The sequence below is a fragment of the Sphingomonas sp. ACRSK genome (genome assembly GCF_022346685.1).
GTDB lineage: Bacteria > Pseudomonadota > Alphaproteobacteria > Sphingomonadales > Sphingomonadaceae > Sphingomonas > Sphingomonas molluscorum.
The window spans coordinates 1-16,059 of record NZ_JAKRNR010000019.1 but is presented as its reverse complement, the minus strand read 5'-3'; the positions used below and the strand labels follow the sequence as shown (position 1 = coordinate 16,059).

Genomic DNA, 16,059 nt, shown 5'->3' with positions numbered 1-16,059 from the left:
CGAATTAGGTGTATATCTTCAACAACACACCTCGCGCACCTCTGACGACTCGGTCAACGCGACTCGCGACCAGCTCGAAACCGTGTCAAGCAGAAGTCCTAGAAAACGTGTCAAGTGCTCTACCCGGATGCCGCCTATCAGCCGGTGTTCCGGTGGTCCTGCCATCCACAGGGACCATGGGACCATAGGACCGACGAGCTCGCCGTGGACAAGTGGACCGCTGGACCATGGGAAAGAGCAGCCCTGGGCTCGCCGAGGGCAAGGGATCAGGGCTCCATGTGGGCAGCGAGGGCCAGGGCACAAGGAGAAAGGGTGGCAGGGCGGAACGCGCCCCCGGCTAGGCGCCGGGTGCTCGCTCGCTTGTGCCATCCATAGGGGCGTGTCGATCACCCCGGCCGCCTTCGTTCGCGATGACCTGGAGCCATGCAGCCGCAGCAGCCGAGAGACGGTGCAGCCCGTCATAGTGGTGAACGACGTGCGCAGCCGCTTCCGCGAGCTTACCGCCGGCAGCCTTCATGGCTCGATTATCCGCCGAGAGCATCTCGATCATTCCGCCATCCACTTCGCTGGATGTGCCGGACCGATTCGCTGCGTGCTTGTCCTCGTCGACCAGCAGGATCTTGACCCCGGTTCCGGCCACGCACGGCGCGAGGATCTTGTAGACCAAGTCCTCCGCTTCCGCCTTCGAGAGGCGATAGCCGCGCAGCGCATCGAACGCCCTGGCGACGCGCGGACGAGGAACGATCATGCCTTCCGCGTGACGAGCAAGCAGCGCTGTCGCGGCCTGGCTGGCAGGATATTTGCCCAGACCACCGCCACGCACCGGCGTGCCATGATCGCGAAGCGTCTCGAAGACCTCGTGGTGGGTGCCGCCTTCGAGCACCTTCTGCACCGCGGCCTCGTATGCCGGCGCCGGCACCTTCACGCACCATTCCTCGCGCGGGTGTTGGATTATCTTCGTCATCAGAACATCCCCCACATTGGGTGTTGCTCGTTGAGGTAGGCGCCGGCCGCTTCCTTGATCGCGAGGGCCTCTGCCTCCGCTTCTTCCCGATGCCGGCGTTGGGCGCGCTCGCGTTCGAGCGCCTTGTCGATCACCGGGTCAGCGGGGAGCGCCGGGTCGACGCCCTTCGCGAGCGATTCAGCGCGTGCGACCTTGGGGCGGATGCGGTTCACGCCCTCGACCATTGCCTCCCGCTCGCTGTCGACCTCGTGATGGCCGATTGTGACGAAGTGGACGAGCGGGTCTTTCTTGCCCGCCATGAACGTCTCGGCCGTCACCCGATACTGCCGGCTCATCGGCTGGTTCTGGAGCCGGTATTTCGTGTTGCCCTCGTTATAGGAGCTCATATCCCGATCACCTCGCGCAGGGTATCGCGGATGACGACGCGCTGGTGAGCGACGCCCTGGTCGAACGCGACCTGGAAAGGCACCTTGCGCGAGCGCCACCCGCTACCATTCCTGGCGCGGTATGGCGCGACCGCGGCTGCATCCCAGACGATCCAGCCAAGCGAGATCACGGCAGCACCGGCGCCCAGCCGGCGGGAACCACCGTCATATGATCCACGACGCAGTCGGCGCTCACCTCCACGAGGCGACCCGTGGTGCGGCTGTTGAAGTAGATGCCGTCGCTGGTGCTCTCGCTGCTCACCTTGCCGGTTGAAAAGTCGTCGAGAATGACCTCGCCGCCGGAATAGCAGGTGACGCGAGCGGGCGTGCCGATTGCGGTGACCTTGGCCCAGCTGGCGTCCGTGCAGCCGGCGAGCGCCGCGGGCGCGCAGATCAGGATGATCCCGGTGACGATGTGAATGAGCCGGCGCATCAGCGGCGGCCCGACCGGAACGAGCTGCGCGAGCTGCTACCCCATGAGGAGCGCGAGCTGCTGCTCGACCACGACGACGACGGCTTGCGGTAGCCGGCGCTGCTCCAGCTCGACCCCGGCTTGCTGTAGGTGGTCGTCTTGGTCACAGTGCGCGTGCCGCCAAAGATCGACGGCTTTGTCTTGGTGGTCGTGACGACGCGCTTGGTCGGATAGTTGTTGATGACCGTCTTGTGGACGACGCTGTAAGGGCGGTAGCCCGGCCGGCGCACATAGCCGTAGCTGCGATCGTAGCTCGGGATGTGCTGAAAAGTGCCGTGATAATTCGGGTTCGGCTGCATGTAATAGCGCGGACCCGCGGGGGTCATCATCTTGGCGAGCATGTAGCCGCCAAGACCGCCGATCAGGTACTGGCTGACGTCGCCGCCCGCGTCACGCACCTGGGCGCACTCCTGCGGGTTCTGCGCCTGCAAGCACTGGTCGATCTGGTCTGCCCGATCGCCACAGGCGGCAGTCATCAGGCCCGCGGTCAAGGCGACCGCGGTCAGGATCTTCTTCATGTGGTTGGTTACCTCTGTTGCTCTGGTCTGTGTGTGTTATTACGCACAAACGTGGGGCGCAAGCAAAATGTGTGTCGGCTGACACAAAGTTACCTGTCGCCTTTTCGCAGGTTATCGACCGCCCACAGCGGCTGGAGGTTGGTATAGTGGCACGCCGCCAGAAACTGCTCCCTATCGGTGAGATCGAAGCTCGCCAACGGCTTGATGTGGTCAATGTGCCAGCCGTGCCGTGACCAGTTCGCCCATGTCATACCGGGCAGGAACCGCCTCTCCAAGTGCGCCATCAGCTCTGGGATGGTGCAGCCCAGATCATCGACTGCCGATCCCGCCTTCTGTTGGTTCTTTAGGGCCATGCACAATCGAACGCGAAGGTTCTGCGCCACTCGAAATGCTGGATCGCGAGCCATGCGCGAATTGCGGGCGTCGTATCTCGCTTGGCGATATTCGGGATCTTCCGCCCAACGCTGACGCCGGCGATAGTTGCGCTCGTCACGGTTTGCCGCACGCCGTAACTGCTCTTGCGCGAGCATGCGATCGCGGTCTTTCTCATAACGCTTCTTGCCGCGCTCACGTCGTCTTTCGGCGACATTCGGCCTGGCGTCACTCCGAGCCTTTTCGGCTCTGAACTTCTCGGGATCGAGGGCATAGCGCTCGCGCTGCCGCCGGGTAACCTCGTCGCGCTTCTCCTTACGGTAGCGCCTATTCCATTCGTTTTTGGCTTGTCGACGCTCCTCTGGCGTCAGCTCGCTTCGTTTTCCCACGTAACTTTCAGTCCAGCTTCCCTAAACATCTCCAGGGAGATGCGCCAATCATCTGAACGTGCAGTATAGTTCATGTCAGGCTCTGGAGATACAACAATCCCTATCCCGGCTTGTATTATAGCACGCGCGCAAGATGAGCACGGGAAGTACGTCGAATATATTGTGCATCCGCGTGTAGCAATTCCTTCCGATGCTGCATTTGCTATAGCATTTGCTTCCGCATGCTCGACATAGCTGGATTTGAGCGATGGTGAGTATCGCTCGGGAAGGTCCGCGACACCTCGGGGCGCGCCATTCCAGCCGCCCGAAACCTGCACCTGCCGGTCGTTTACGATGACCGCACCAACGCCACGGCGCGGGTCTTTGGACCACCCGGCGTAAACGCGCGCAATCTGCATCCAGCGCTCGACCCAGCTCACGCGAGTTTCCACTTCACGGCTGTCTCCGAGGCGTCGGTGAAGCGGCCGACCAATGTCGGAACGCCAGCTTCGATCAGCTTGGCCGTCATGTCTCGGGTGCCGCGCCCTCCGGGGAACGCGACGCCGATCGTGGGCTTGAAGGCCCGCAGCATCTGCGTGTTGCGCATCATGCCCGCGCGCCCGCCAAACAGCTTCCAGTTGGGCTCGTAGGTAGAGACGGGGATGCCGTTCGACAGCGCCCAGAGCATCGACAGCTCGTCGGCGCCTGTTGCCCCGCCCTGCCCCAGCTCCTCGATCCCGTGCTTGAGCCGGATCGGGTTCAGGGCACGATGCACCTCGTCGACCAAGTTGAAATACCGGCCGCCGGTGATGAGGACGCGCTTCATTCGCTGCCCTCACGCCATTGCGCGAGGCCGATCGAGCCGTCAGGCCAGACGACATAGGCGTCGTTGCTCTTGGGTCGGAAGTCGGTCAGCACGGGGCACGGCCGACGAATGACGCGCCGGATGGTGCTGGTGTCTAGGATCGGGCCAGAGGTGAAGTCGCTGATGCTCTCGCTCTCGACCTCCTGATCCCAGAAGATCTTGACGTCCTCAGCCCGCAGTCCGCGCTCGGCGAGCACCTGGCGTTGGTCAAGGGTGAACTGCTCGTGCGGCGCTCGCGGCACGAAGGTCGCCTCGTATTCCTTGCGGAAGGTGTCAGCGTCGACTTTGCCGCCGTCGTGCGGCTGGGCGCGCGTGTCGAGCGTCGGCGGATAATACCAGTGGGTCGCATTCTGCGGCCCGAGCGGGCAGACGTCGGCCAGCATCGGCTCCGCGAACATGAGGCCTTCCCAGGCGATACCGCCATCTTCGTTCTCGGCGCTGCACCAGACCGCGGCGACATGCTCAGGTGTTTCACCCGGACAGTAGACCATGATGACCTTGCCATTCCGCGGAACCCGCTCGATCGGCTGGAGCATCGGGATCGCCGGCGCCCCGCTGACACTGTCGCCCCACCGCAGGCCGAGCTTGTCGATTTCCGCCGCGCGGAGAGCTTCTCCGTCGCTCCAGCCGAAGTCATCTTTCGTCGGCAACATCAGCCTTCAAGCTCCGCGAGCATCGCCGCAACGCCGAGCTCGTCCAGGCATAGCGCCAGGCTTTCGTCGTTGAGGTCCGCGAACGCTTCACCGATGATCGAGTCATCGGTCGCACCGTCGACGTTGATCGCGACGCGCAGCTGGTGGTCTTGAGATACGCACCACAGCTGCACGACGATGGTTAGCACGTCATCGACGCGCATCAGGTGCGCGAGCGCTTGACGGTCTGCGTAGCGCAGCAGCTTCGCATGCTCTTGCACGCGCGAAACTATGTGTGTGTCAGCAACCATGCACTTACGCCGCGCGACGCCACATCGAGCACGGAGTCTTATGGGACGCAGGGCTCGGCGACAGACCGTAGCCAGCATGCTCGACCAGGCCAGCGCGCTCGGCGTTCTTCATCACCGAACCCCACGCGCGGGTGTCGCTCGGCTCGGGCAGACCGTTCTTGGTCGCCCACTCGCGCACGTCCGTGCCAAAGAAGGTCTCATTCTCGCTCTTGAGGACGACGAAATCGAGCACCCGGTCCAGCGCCAGGTCTTTCCATGGGACAGCGCTCATGCGCAGGCTCCCTTCCAGGCCCGCTCAAAGGCTTCGTTGGCAATCCGGTTGACCTTGCGGGTCGTGCCATTCGGCACCTTCACACCGGCCGTGGTGTTGACGATGTCGCGCAGAGCCATCGCGTAGGTCTCAACGAGCCGACGCTCGCGCTCCGCCCGCTGGGCTGCCTGATGATATGCCGGCGAGAACGACGCCAGCCAGTTGAAGATGCGAGTGAACATTGGCGTTCCTGGAGGTGTCCCGGCGGGTGCAGCCGCCGGGACTAGGGGTCAGATGGTCCGGGCTGCACCGTGGAACTTGGTCGCCACGCCGAAACGGGGCTTGGGGATCGCGCTCGGCGTCCAGCCGAAGAAGCGGATCGTCACGATCTTGTGCTGGTCGCGCTCGGCCAGGAGCTTGGCGTTCGCCGCATAGTCGCCGCGCAGACCGGCCTCGAACGTGTTTGCCGCGCGCGCCTTCGGTTCGGACAGGTCAGCGTCACGGTCAGCGTTGGGGAGCCAGCAAACGACACGCTTCGCAGCGCCCGCCCAATTCCCCTCACCTTCCTCGATACCATCGGGGATGATCTCGAACTCGGCGTCCTCGAAGTCCTTGCGCTTCTGGAGGTTCTTGGAGCGCTTGCCCTGCTCGTATAGGCCATCGCGGTCGCGCCACATCGAGCCCTCGAAGCCAGCGCCGACCCACTCGCCGTGCAGCTGGTCGTAGAGCTCCTGTGTGCCGCAGTTCACCGTCTCGACGACGATGATCGACGGGTGGTTGATCGCGGCGATCAGCGCCTGGAGCTTCTCGCGCCGCACCGACCAGGGAGCGCCGGTCATCGAAGGGATGTCATAGACGTGATACTGGATCGTCGCCTCGATCTCCGCTAGGCGCTCGGCCGGCGGGGTGCCCTTCTTGATGAGGCTCATCAGCTCGTTGAAGTTCTCGCGCAGCTCGTGGTTGTAGAGCTCGCCGTCGAGCATCAGCGTGGGCGCCTTGGCGAAGATCGAAGCCAGCGCGGCGTGGATGTGACCGGCGCCCGGCAGGCCCTCGCCCTCACGCGAGAAGCCGCCCTCGGCCTTCATGATGCAGCGCGCACCGTCGAGCTTGGGTTGGACGTCACCGTGGCGGAAGCCGGCGTACTTGTCGGCCAGCATCGGCTCGGTGTAGCGGCAGCCCAGATGGATGTCGGCGACGTCCTCGTAATAGGCGCCCTTGAGCTGCTTCGTATAGGCTGCCTCGATCTCGAAGGTGGCCTGCGCGATAGGGTCGCGCTCATTGCTGCGACCGACGTTCGTCGCCTTCGCGGTGCGCCAGCCAGAGGCCTTCACGGTGCCGCCGAAGATGCCGTCGTGTGTGCGATACTTCGCACCGTCCTGCTCCATGAACCAGACGCGGGTCTTACCCTTGCTATCCAGCTTGTAGAGCTCGTTGAAAGTCTTCTGCATGTCTGCCCTGCTTCTTGTGTGTGTTGGTTAGCACACACTGGTTAGACGTCAACAGCAAAGTTTGCGGGCGGGATGTTTCTTCCCGCCCGCTCGCTTGCTTATCCCTTCACGTTCACGATCTGGCGAAGCCGGAACATGATCTCAACCAGATCGGCCTGGGCGTCCATGACGGCCCCGATCGGCTTGTAGGCGCGCGGGCTCTCGTCGATGATATCGGCGTCGAGGCGGGCCTCGATCCCCTTCATCGCCGCGGCGTGCTCGTCGAGCGTGATGAGCTTCTTCGCCTGTGTGCGGCTCATGACGCGCCCGGCGCCGTGTGAACACGAACAGAAGCTGTCCTGGTTGCCCAGACCGCGCACGATGAAGCTGCCGGTGCCCATCGAGCCGGGGATGATCCCCATGGTGCCCTCGCGCGCCTGGACGGCGCCCTTGCGGGTCACCAGCACGTTCGCGCCGAAGTGCGCTTCCTTGGTGACGTAGTTGTGGTGGCAGTTCACCGCCTCGTCGGTGACGACGAAGTTCGGCAGCCGGCCCTGGTCGGCGAGCTGGCGCAGCGCCTGCACCGCGGCCCACATCATCGACTTGCGGTTCTCCGTCGCATAGTCCTGCGCGAGCCCGACCGCCTCCATGTAGTCGTCATAGAGCGTGGTGTGCTCGACCAGATAGGCGAGGTCACCATCCGGCAGGCTGTCGTAGATGTGGTAGCGCCGCATCTCCTCCTTCGCCTGCTCGATGAAATATGAGCCGATCTTGTTGCCCAGCCCGCGCGAGCCCGAGTGCAGCATCAGCCACACGTTGTCCTGCTCGTCGAGGCACAGCTCGATGAAGTGGTTGCCGGTGCCCAGCGTACCCATCTGGCGCTCGCCGGCCGCGCCCTGCTGCGCTGCCTTCGGATGCTTGGCGATGATCCGCTCATAGCGACCGCGCAGGCCCGCCCACGCCATCCGGTGATGGTGCGGCGCCGTGCCCCACGATCCGGGATCGCGGCCGGTCTGGATCTGCTGCGGCGTGCCGCGACCATGCGGGACCGCGCGCTCGATCGCCTCGCGAACATGCCCGAGCTTGTGGGGCAGCTGCGCGCCCTTGATCGACAGGCGGACGGCCATCATGCCGCACCCGATGTCGACGCCGACCGCGGCGGGGATCACCGCGCCCTTGGTCGCGATGACGGTGCCGACCGTTGCCCCGATACCCGCGTGGGCATCCGGCATCACGGCGACGTGCTTGTGGATGAACGGCATCCGCGCGACGTTGTCGATCTGATCGACGGCCTGCTGCTCAAACGGGAAGCCTTCCGGCTCCCACATCTTCACAAGGCCCTTACGTCCATGCGGTGCATCGACCTGATGAACCTTCACACATACTCCTGCTATTGCCCTGGTGCGCCGGTCGCCCTCCTACAGGCTCGCGGTGCGTTAAGCGGTGACCGACTCCTACCTCGGTCGCTGCTCGTGTGTGTGTCATCGCGCACAACGGTTTGGGCTGCAAGATTTATTTTCGCCGGACCCGCTGGACGTGCTATTTGCCCGCTGCGCAAACGGTCACCCGGTGCTTTCGAGTTAGGTGGTTCGTCGTGAACAGCATTGAACAACATTGAACTGAGTTAGGTAAAGCGAGAGCCCCGCGCCCGCAGATTTGTGTGTGTTGGTCAATGCACGGCTGAAACACGGGTTCGAGTCCCGTAGGGGTCACCATCCTCGCAAGAAGGCGAGGAATTCGGCGGAATTCGCGAAAATCAATGCTTCAGCAAGCGCCCGGTGCTACAAAAGGGTGCTACAAGTGGGGCGTCGGATGTCGCATTCCGTGAAACGGGCCAAATCCAAGAACGAGCAGTTCCGCATGGCGGTGCCGCCGGACATCCGCCCGCTCGTCGGCAAGGTCGAGTGGACCGCGAGCCTGGGCACGACCGACCCGGTCGCGGCCGCCGCGAAGCGCGGCGAACTCATCGCCTTCTACAAGAACGAGGTGCTGCGGCTTCGCGGACAGCTGGCCCACAAGCCGGTCGAGGACGCGCTGGCCCTTCTCGATCGCGGCTTCGGGCGGCTCGCGATCATCCGCGGCTCGCTGGACAAGGCGATTGCGGAACAGCTCGCCTTGCTCGCCTCGACGGTGATCGACTCCTGGTCTCCCGCCGACCAGCTTGGCGACCCGCAGGATTGGGGCGGCATGACCGTACGGGAGGCACCCGAACATCCTGACCCTATTCCCTCGATCGAAACCGCGCCGGAGCGCGAGATCTTCCGGCTTCGCGCTGCGCTGCTGGAGGGCACCGGCAGGACCGACGGCATCCTGTATCGTCGACTTGCTGCGTTGCTGCTGGAACGCCGCGTGTTCAAGCCGGTCTGGTTCGCCGTCAGCTACATGACGTCGATCGAGCCGAAGCTGAAGCTGGACCGCGACGACGTCTACGAGGCTGTCGCTTCGGCCTATCTTGATCGGCTGGCCGGACATCATTTCACGAGCTGGCCGGCAGGCGCTGAGGCGGCAGTTGAGGCGATCCTGTCGATCCCCTCTCCGAGTGGTGCTGCAGCGGTGCCGGCCGTCGGAGCGACGCCGAACCCGACCACCGGGCTTTGGGCGATGCCGCTCAGCGACGCGCTCGCCTATTGGAAAGAGCAACGTATGCCGAGGCCATCGGCCATCAGCGCCGCGACCAAGTCGGTGCTGAACTTCATCGACATGTTCGGCGACGTCATGGCAGGCCGGATCTCGCGTCCGATGATGATCGAGTATCGCAACCTCGTCTCCGACCTTCCGCCGCAGACCGAGTTGGCGAAAGTCCGCGCTGCGGGGCGCACGCTCCGCCAGATTGCGGAAGCAACCCGAGAGGCGCGACAGCGCTGGGGTGATGGCGATCGGACGACACCGTTGCCGGGTCGCCTCGCGCCGGGATCGATCAAGAAGGACGTCAGCGCGATCGGGTGGATCCTCGGCAAGATCAAGGCCGATGCCCATTGCGGCGTGAACGTCGCGGAGAAGATCGAGATTGCCGGCTACTATAAGACGAAGAAGGGGCAGAAGACACCGCGACTCCCCTTCACCCCGGACATGATGCAGACCCTGTTCGACTCGCCGCTGTTCACCGGCTGCGCCGGTCACGGAGACGCCCAGCGTGCCAAGCCTGGCCCCCATGTCTACCAGGACGAACTCTACTGGAGCTTCCTGTTCGGCGCGGTGGGCGGCCCCCGCCTCGGCGAAATCGGTCAGATCGCGCTTAGCGATGTAAAGGACGTCGACCTCGATCGGACCTTCGGCGGCGACTTGAAGGGACGCTGCACCTTCGTTCACATCACCGGCACGGGCGAAGGTCAGCACGTCAAGACCGAGGTATCCGAGCGCTATGTCGTCATCCATGATCGGCTGATCGAACTGGGCTTCCGCGACTATGTCGAGAAGCGTCGCCGCGCCGGCAAGACGAGGCTGTTCGATCTCGAGCCCGACAGGAACGGCAATTTCGTTAAGCGATTGAGCCGGCGGTCGAACGACTATCTCGATCGGGTCGTCACCAAGGATCCGCGCTACGTGTTCCACTCGACCCGCCATGAATTCACCGACCGCGCGGAGCTCAGCGGCATGCCGGCACGGGTAGCCAATTCGATCAAGGGCCATGCGAACCAGACGGAGGGCGACAAATACGGTCAGGTGACGATCCGGAACCAGTATGTCTTTCTGAAGAACCTGCAGCTGGATTTCATCGACTGGAACCGCCTGAACCTGGCTAAGGCGTCATCGCCAACAGAATAAGTGCGCCGGCTAGGATTTCCGATTGCCACCACGAATGCTCGCCGTTTCTAAATGTCGCTTGTCAAAGTTCCCACAACGTTCCATCTTGATCGGGATGAGCGCGATCCTGAACGTGTTGCGAGAGTTGATTGCCCGGATGACGGGCGAGCTTCTCGTGCTGTTTGAGCCGATCGTGCCGGTCGTCGACGCGGTTCCAACGCGAGCCTATCCGATGCACGAGGCCATTCGCGCCGCGCGTCCGGTCCGCGCCTTTCGCCACCATCCGCCGCAGGCTTGGGCCGCTCCGTGATCCTCGGGTTCGACACGAACCCGTTGCGATCATGGAGACTCAACAATGTCCGATACTCAGTTCGCCCCCGGCACCGCCGGGGTGATCGACCCGCATAAGTCGGTGATCGACGAAGCCCGCGCGCTAGGACGCGCAATGGCGCAGGAGAACAAGCGCCCCTCGCCGCTCGACATCGCTCGCGCCTTCGCGGAGGGCTACGGCTCCGATCCCGTGAACGTGAAGACCTTGCTCGCAGATCCGCGGTTCCAGCCGTACCGCGATCGGCACGGCGTCCGCGAGAAGCACCTGCGCGATGCGTTGCGAGCAATCCGTGATGCAGAGCGTCAGGCCGACCGCGCGAAGAGCGGCATCGCGGTGCCGAAGCGACGGGGCCGCGTGGGGGGCAACGCCCGGTCCATCCAGGGAGCGGCGGTCGCCTAGCCGACGCATTCGGCGGCGTGATCGTCACGACCGATCCGTCGCCAATCCGCCTCGATCATTCAACAGCGGGCGGTGACGCTTCGACGTCACCGCCCGCGAAGAAGCGGCAGAACGGAAAGAACGAAGTGGGTAGCGAGGGCTGACTTGCGAATACCGCGCCCCCTGCGGGGCCCGGGCCACATCGCTCTGGCGCTGACGCTTTGTCGCTGGATGTGGCGTCGCAAGTCGAAAGGTCCCTCGGCAGGGGACGGCTCCCCTGCACCCCACCAGCCGCCTTCGGCCGCGAAGGAGGAAATCATGCCCGGACAGCGCGGCAGCGACCAACGCCAGCGCAACCGCATGTTCACGATGCGGCTCGACGACGCCGAATGGGTGCGTCTCGAGGAGATCGCCCACCATTCGGGCGTGTCCCGCGCGGATGTAATCCGGCGCATGCTCGTGCACGATCACAGCCGCATCGTGCCTTCGCGCGCGCTGACCGAAGCGATCACGCGCATCGGCCAGAACGTGAATCAAATCACAAAGGCGCTCCACCAGATCGGCACGAACGGCAACTCGGGCACGAACACGACGGCGATGCTCGTCGAACAGCATGGGCGCTTGCAGACGGTCGTCAGCGAGCTGGTCCAGATCCGCCGCGAGATGGAGCGCTGGCGGTGATCCCGACCGTCCACGCCGGCAACGACTTCGGAGGCCTGCTAGACTATCTGCAGAAGCCGGGTCACAGCCTGCTCGAGCCGCTCGACCTGCCCGTCGACCAGATGGTCGAGCAGATGAAGATGGTGGCCGAACTCAGCGCGCGATGCACCAGGCCGGTCAAGCACCTCACGTTTTCGGCTGCCCGCGAAGACGGTCAGCTGGATGACGCGACCTGGCTGAAGCTGGTCGACGAAGCCGAACGTGAACTCGGTCTGGAGGGGCATTTACGGATCGTCGTCCGCCACAGCGACAAGGGTTACGATCACATCCATCTGTTCTGGTGCACGGTCAGCGCTGCCACCGGTCACGTCCCGCCGAAGCGCTGGTTTCGCATCGCCGACAGCGAGCATCTGCCCGAGGCCGGCCCCCGCGCGCTGACCGATCCACAGGCGGCCAGCGTGCCGGCGCAGGCACGCAAGCTCAAATCCTATGACGCGCACGCGCTCACGCGGCTCCAGCATCTGTGCCGTGATTTCGAGCGCCGGCACGGGCTGCGCGAACTTGCCTCCCCTGCCCAGGCCAAGGCGGCGCGCGAGTCCGGAACGGGAAAGATACGCGATCGGCAACAAGGGCACCGCGCGCAGCGGGCCGGCGACAGCCTGATGGACAAGGCCGACAGCATCAGGAAGGCGCTCGATGCGCCGACCTACGAGCTGCGCGCCACGTTACTGCACGAGTTGGGCTTCGGCATGCGACCGGCGCTGCGCAAGCTGAAGAGCGGTGAAGAGGACATCCGGGGTATCCTGATCTACCATCTTGGCAACGAAGCGAACGCCGTTGCCGCCTCGAAATTCGATCTTGCGGACCGGAAATATGGTCGGGGCGCGCTCGATAAGCGAACCGCCGAGGGCGCCCAGCGATACGCGGAATGGATCAAGGTTCGGGACCGCGAGGCCTCGCCTGCACGCCCTCATCGCAACGGCACCTTGCAGCGCAAATACGACCAGCGGCGCACGGCACATCGCCAGGCGGAAGATCGGAAACGGCAGGCGAAGCGAGTGGCGAAAGAACGTCATGAAGCCGAACTTCGCGATTTGCGCGCAGCCCTGATGGTCAGACGCGGTGTGGGTGCAAAGACGCTGCCGCCTTCGAAGCGTCGAGCCTTTTACGCCATATTCGACAAACGTGTCCGCGCGCCTGAGATGGCGGTAACGCTTGCCCGACACCGCGATGAACTCATGCAGGTCAAGCGCGGACGCATGCCGACGTTCGCGCAATGGAAACGGCTGATGCTCGCTACGGTCAACGATCTGGTATTCGTGCCGGCCGAGTCCGAACTACGACCCGGCGCCGCGCTACATCGTGTCGGCGCACTCACCGCTGCCCGATCGCTGCACGCAGGACGTGACGGGAAGTCGCGGAAGCGCGAGCGGCCAAAGCGCTTGGCCGAACTGGCGAAGGCTATCGCGACCGGTTCGGCCCCGCTCGCGCGGACGATCGCGAAAGGTAGGGCTCGTTCGGATAAGCCCGCCCCGGCACGTGCCGCGCTCGGACCAATGCCGATCGCGGCTTTCGAGTTCGATACACTGCCGAACGCCAACGCAAAGCGCGCCATCCAGGCGGTCGGGCCATACCGGGCCACCATCCGGCATGATGGCGTCGCTTATGCGCGAGCTGGTCAACCGGTCGCGTTTGTCGATCGCGACAATGCCATCGACGTATTGCTCGATGGCGAGCCGGATCTTCATGCAGCGACAGTACTGGCATTCCACGGAGGGCGTGTGCCGCACTTGCTGCACGCCGATCCAGAAATAGTCGAGCGCATCCGCCGCATCACGGAGACACTGAAAAAGACATCGGCACGATCGCACCGAGTAACGCAGCATGAGAATGACGGCGACCCGGCAGGTATCGCGACGCCACCGCTCCCGCGCCGATCAATCGCCAAAGGGCCGCAAGCGCCGATCGTGCCGGATGGCACCGGCAACGGTCGGAAAAATGGCCAAGGGCGCTGACGCGGAAAGCAGGTGGGTTCAGCGAAGCTGCTGACCCGAAGGAAATGGGCGGCAGCCTGATCCGGACCGCTTCGGTCCGGTGATCCTCCTGCCGAAAGTCAAAAACGATGATGACCCTTCCGGTCGGGCCCATGCTCGACCCGTCCGTGCGCGTGCTCCAGCTCCCGCTCGGTCAGTTCGCTACGCCCGCGGAAATGCTGACCGGCGGTGACGGACTGCCGGCTGGCGCCGTCTTCCTGCCGGCCGCCAATCTTGCGCTGGCGTCGACGCCTTGCGCCATGCCGATGTTCGAGAAGGTCGCGCTCGACGTCTGCGAGCGTCGTCGTTGCGACGTCCTGCTCCAGCGCACCGGTCTGCATCCCGAGACGCTCGATCCCGTGACCGTCGAGGTTGCGCTGATCATGAACGATATGGCGGTTTTCGTGTCAGGCTTAGTCTATATGCGGCACCGCAACGGCTCGCTCTGGCTCGTCCCGCACCAGGCCGGGCCCTACATCGAGGTGAGTGAGAACGGGCTCGCGATCTCGTCGATGCCGCCGTTCGTCACCTGGGACGAGCGCACCGACGGGGTCTGCCGTGCGGCTGCCGAGATCGTCCGCCTCATGCGCCGGCGGGGTCATTGAGATGGCCGCCCGTCCTCGTCGCCGGACGCCCGCCAAGGCCGCGACCGCAGCCGCCAGCAGCAACCCGCAGGATTGGCTGTTCCTCAACCCGGGCGGCGTCAGCGAGAGTGGCATCGTCTTCGGGTGCCTCCGCAAGACCTACAAGGGGCGCACGAACAGCGCTGTGGAGTTCGGGTGGCACAAAGCGCATCCCCTTGCCCCGCCGCATGGTGTCGACACGAGCCGGTGGGCGCCTACCGCCGAGCGGGTTGAGGTCGTCCTGCCGACTGGCGCGGACGACGGTCTGCTCGACCCGGTCGTGCTGCTCGCCCGGATGGACGCTTGCGCCGTCGCTCGCGAGAAGGCGCTGCTCGTCTATCTGACCCTGCCACTCGGCCATGCCGGCAAGGTGCACGAGGCGTGGGAATGCGCCCGCAGCTTCGTGCGTAACCGCTTCGCGCGGGAGCGCGGGCTCGCCACGATGCTGGCGCTGCACTCGCCGGGGCGGGTCGGCTCGCCCAACCCGCTCCACGCCCACGCGCTGATCGTGCCGCGCCGCCTCAGCCTCGGGATCGAGCATGGCGCCTATGACGAGGAACTGATCCGAGATGCCGGTCAGGCGATCGTCGAGGCGGACTGGACCGAGCACCTCGCGGCGTTCCTGTAGTGGACGGCACGAACTGCTCGACCTCGCCGCGCGGATCATGCTGACCCACGGGCTCGCCCCGAACACCTGCAACGGGTGATCGGGGGCAGCCTCGCCGCGGCGCGGACGTTAGTCGAGCGGAGGATCGACCCGCCACCCGCCCGACAAGGAGGTGATCAAGCGGCTGACGCTGTTCGTCAATGTGCTGCTCCGGCTCGAGGCGCGGCTGCGCTGGCGACAGCCCCCCGATCCGGTTCGCACCCTCGGCGGCCAGGGCGGACTGGTGCCCGCCTGAAGGGGCTTGGTGCGATGGAGTGTCCCCGATGGTGGGGACGAAATCGGGAAGAACCAGATGACCAACACCGCCGCCGCCCGCGCTCACCTCGCCGCTGTCTCCACCATGTTGCTCGGGAACCGCACGCTGCGGCCGTCCGCGGCGCTGCTCGCCGGCCACCGCCTCGATCCGCTCGCGCGGTTGCGGCTGGGGCAGATGGCCTGCGATGCGCAGGCCGACCTCGTCCACCTCACCTTCGAGGAGGAGGCGGGCGAGACCATGATGACCGACATCTCGATCTTCGTGCCGCGCGGCGGGATCTGCTGGTCACACCCCGGCTGCCGGCTCTGGCTGTCGAAGACCGGCTCGCGCGCTCTCCTGCTGCCGCAGCCGCATGTCCGCGGCAGCTTTCGGCTGGCACCCGGCGAGATCCTCCACCTCGGCTTCAAGCCCACCGACACTGAGCAAGGCATCGCTCGCGCCGATGCGCGCCTGCGCCGGCTAGTCGAGCGCGGCGTCGATGTCGCGGGCCGCATTGTCATCAACGACTGGCCCATCTGGCAGTGAGGCTGGTTCCCGCGAGCGAGGCAGCCAAAACCCCTCAACGATCTCGGCCCAGCGCGCCCGCTGCCCGGACGTGGTGCCGAGCGCCACCAGCATCAGTGCGAAGGGCGTATGCTGCGACTTGCCGCGAATGTCGTCGAACGGCACCCGCCCTTGCAGGAAGAAGATGTCGGCATCGGCGCGCAACGTGCCGTGAAACCAGCGAGAGTCGGTGCGCGCGGGGACGAGGCACACGACGCTG

24 protein-coding genes are annotated in these 16,059 nt (G+C 64.8%); 9 read left to right on the top strand and 15 right to left on the bottom strand.

All coding sequences use genetic code 11. The annotated features are described in order from the left end of the window. Positions 1–337: 337 nt before the first annotated feature. The 14 genes from MHZ35_RS11365 to MHZ35_RS11305 all read right to left on the bottom strand — a co-directional run bounded on the left by MHZ35_RS11365 (position 338) and on the right by MHZ35_RS11305 (position 7,983). A complete protein-coding gene (locus MHZ35_RS11365; protein WP_239435694.1) occupies positions 338–925 on the bottom strand; it encodes a hypothetical protein in 588 nt (195 codons plus the stop codon). A 38-nt stretch (positions 926–963) separates the two neighbouring features. Beyond that, positions 964–1,350, bottom strand: coding sequence for a hypothetical protein (locus tag MHZ35_RS11360; protein ID WP_239435693.1), 387 nt, complete (start codon positions 1,348–1,350; stop codon positions 964–966). Continuing rightward, positions 1,347–1,520, bottom strand: coding sequence for a hypothetical protein (locus MHZ35_RS11355; protein WP_239435692.1), 174 nt, complete (start codon positions 1,518–1,520; stop codon positions 1,347–1,349). The genes MHZ35_RS11360 and MHZ35_RS11355 overlap by 4 nt, the downstream gene beginning before the upstream one ends. After that, the gene (locus MHZ35_RS11350; protein ID WP_239435691.1) at positions 1,517–1,822 is read right to left on the bottom strand and encodes a hypothetical protein; all 306 of its coding nucleotides are present in this window, start codon (positions 1,820–1,822) and stop codon (positions 1,517–1,519) included. Before MHZ35_RS11350 ends, MHZ35_RS11355 begins: the two co-directional genes overlap by 4 nt. Then, entirely contained in the window at positions 1,822–2,379 is a 558-nt protein-coding gene (locus tag MHZ35_RS11345; RefSeq protein WP_239435690.1) for a hypothetical protein, read from the bottom strand. Before MHZ35_RS11345 ends, MHZ35_RS11350 begins: the two co-directional genes overlap by 1 nt. A gap of 89 nt (positions 2,380–2,468) precedes the next feature. Beyond that, positions 2,469–3,140, bottom strand: a complete 672-nt coding sequence (locus MHZ35_RS11340) for a hypothetical protein (RefSeq protein WP_239435689.1) — start codon at positions 3,138–3,140, stop codon at positions 2,469–2,471. After that, the gene (locus MHZ35_RS18195) at positions 3,119–3,559 is read right to left on the bottom strand and encodes a deoxycytidylate deaminase (protein ID WP_446741045.1); all 441 of its coding nucleotides are present in this window, start codon (positions 3,557–3,559) and stop codon (positions 3,119–3,121) included. The genes MHZ35_RS11340 and MHZ35_RS18195 overlap by 22 nt, the downstream gene beginning before the upstream one ends. Further along, a complete protein-coding gene (locus MHZ35_RS11335) occupies positions 3,556–3,945 on the bottom strand; it encodes a DUF2493 domain-containing protein (protein ID WP_239435688.1) in 390 nt (129 codons plus the stop codon). The genes MHZ35_RS18195 and MHZ35_RS11335 overlap by 4 nt, the downstream gene beginning before the upstream one ends. Further along, a complete protein-coding gene (locus tag MHZ35_RS11330; RefSeq protein ID WP_239435687.1) occupies positions 3,942–4,637 on the bottom strand; it encodes a hypothetical protein in 696 nt (231 codons plus the stop codon). The genes MHZ35_RS11335 and MHZ35_RS11330 overlap by 4 nt, the downstream gene beginning before the upstream one ends. Then, entirely contained in the window at positions 4,637–4,897 is a 261-nt protein-coding gene (locus MHZ35_RS11325) for a hypothetical protein (protein WP_239435686.1), read from the bottom strand. The genes MHZ35_RS11330 and MHZ35_RS11325 overlap by 1 nt, the downstream gene beginning before the upstream one ends. 34 nt (positions 4,898–4,931) lie before the next feature. After that, positions 4,932–5,198: a hypothetical protein gene (locus MHZ35_RS11320; RefSeq protein WP_239435685.1), complete on the bottom strand. Its 267-nt coding sequence runs from the start codon at positions 5,196–5,198 to the stop codon at positions 4,932–4,934. Next, positions 5,195–5,419, bottom strand: coding sequence for a hypothetical protein (locus MHZ35_RS11315; RefSeq protein WP_239435684.1), 225 nt, complete (start codon positions 5,417–5,419; stop codon positions 5,195–5,197). Before MHZ35_RS11315 ends, MHZ35_RS11320 begins: the two co-directional genes overlap by 4 nt. Before the next feature lie 48 nt (positions 5,420–5,467). Next, entirely contained in the window at positions 5,468–6,625 is a 1,158-nt protein-coding gene (locus tag MHZ35_RS11310) for an ATP-dependent DNA ligase (protein ID WP_239435683.1), read from the bottom strand. A 98-nt stretch (positions 6,626–6,723) separates the two neighbouring features. Beyond that, positions 6,724–7,983, bottom strand: coding sequence for an RtcB family protein (locus MHZ35_RS11305; protein WP_239435682.1), 1,260 nt, complete (start codon positions 7,981–7,983; stop codon positions 6,724–6,726). Positions 7,984–8,428: 445 nt separating this feature from the next. Here MHZ35_RS11305 and MHZ35_RS11300 point away from each other — a divergent pair, with 445 nt between their 5' ends. The 9 genes from MHZ35_RS11300 (at position 8,429) to MHZ35_RS11265 (ending at position 15,821) form a co-directional block, all read left to right on the top strand. Continuing rightward, on the top strand, positions 8,429–10,369 hold the full coding sequence (locus tag MHZ35_RS11300; RefSeq protein ID WP_239435681.1) for a DUF6538 domain-containing protein: 1,941 nt from the start codon (positions 8,429–8,431) through the stop codon (positions 10,367–10,369). A 94-nt stretch (positions 10,370–10,463) separates the two neighbouring features. Further along, a complete protein-coding gene (locus MHZ35_RS11295; RefSeq protein ID WP_239435680.1) occupies positions 10,464–10,658 on the top strand; it encodes a hypothetical protein in 195 nt (64 codons plus the stop codon). A 45-nt stretch (positions 10,659–10,703) separates the two neighbouring features. Further along, positions 10,704–11,078 carry a hypothetical protein gene (locus tag MHZ35_RS11290; protein ID WP_239435679.1) on the top strand — a complete coding sequence of 125 codons (375 nt, stop codon included), beginning with the start codon at positions 10,704–10,706 and terminating at the stop codon, positions 11,076–11,078. A 297-nt stretch (positions 11,079–11,375) separates the two neighbouring features. Next, a complete protein-coding gene (locus MHZ35_RS11285; RefSeq protein WP_239435678.1) occupies positions 11,376–11,738 on the top strand; it encodes a ribbon-helix-helix domain-containing protein in 363 nt (120 codons plus the stop codon). Then, on the top strand, positions 11,735–13,732 hold the full coding sequence (locus MHZ35_RS11280) for a relaxase/mobilization nuclease domain-containing protein (protein WP_239435677.1): 1,998 nt from the start codon (positions 11,735–11,737) through the stop codon (positions 13,730–13,732). The genes MHZ35_RS11285 and MHZ35_RS11280 overlap by 4 nt, the downstream gene beginning before the upstream one ends. A gap of 107 nt (positions 13,733–13,839) precedes the next feature. Further along, positions 13,840–14,355, top strand: coding sequence for a hypothetical protein (locus MHZ35_RS11275; protein ID WP_239435676.1), 516 nt, complete (start codon positions 13,840–13,842; stop codon positions 14,353–14,355). A 1-nt stretch (position 14,356) separates the two neighbouring features. Continuing rightward, positions 14,357–15,001 carry a hypothetical protein gene (locus tag MHZ35_RS11270; protein ID WP_239435675.1) on the top strand — a complete coding sequence of 215 codons (645 nt, stop codon included), beginning with the start codon at positions 14,357–14,359 and terminating at the stop codon, positions 14,999–15,001. Positions 15,002–15,152: 151 nt separating this feature from the next. Next, positions 15,153–15,275, top strand: coding sequence for a hypothetical protein (locus MHZ35_RS18035; RefSeq protein WP_274615885.1), 123 nt, complete (start codon positions 15,153–15,155; stop codon positions 15,273–15,275). A gap of 57 nt (positions 15,276–15,332) precedes the next feature. Further along, complete coding sequence (locus tag MHZ35_RS11265; protein ID WP_239435674.1) at positions 15,333–15,821, top strand: hypothetical protein; 489 nt, start codon at positions 15,333–15,335, stop codon at positions 15,819–15,821. Here the strand turns inward: MHZ35_RS11265 and MHZ35_RS11260 are convergent. Next, on the bottom strand, positions 15,756–16,059 hold a 304-nt coding region (locus tag MHZ35_RS11260; RefSeq protein ID WP_239435673.1), incomplete at its 5' end, for a hypothetical protein. The genes MHZ35_RS11265 and MHZ35_RS11260 overlap by 66 nt on opposite strands.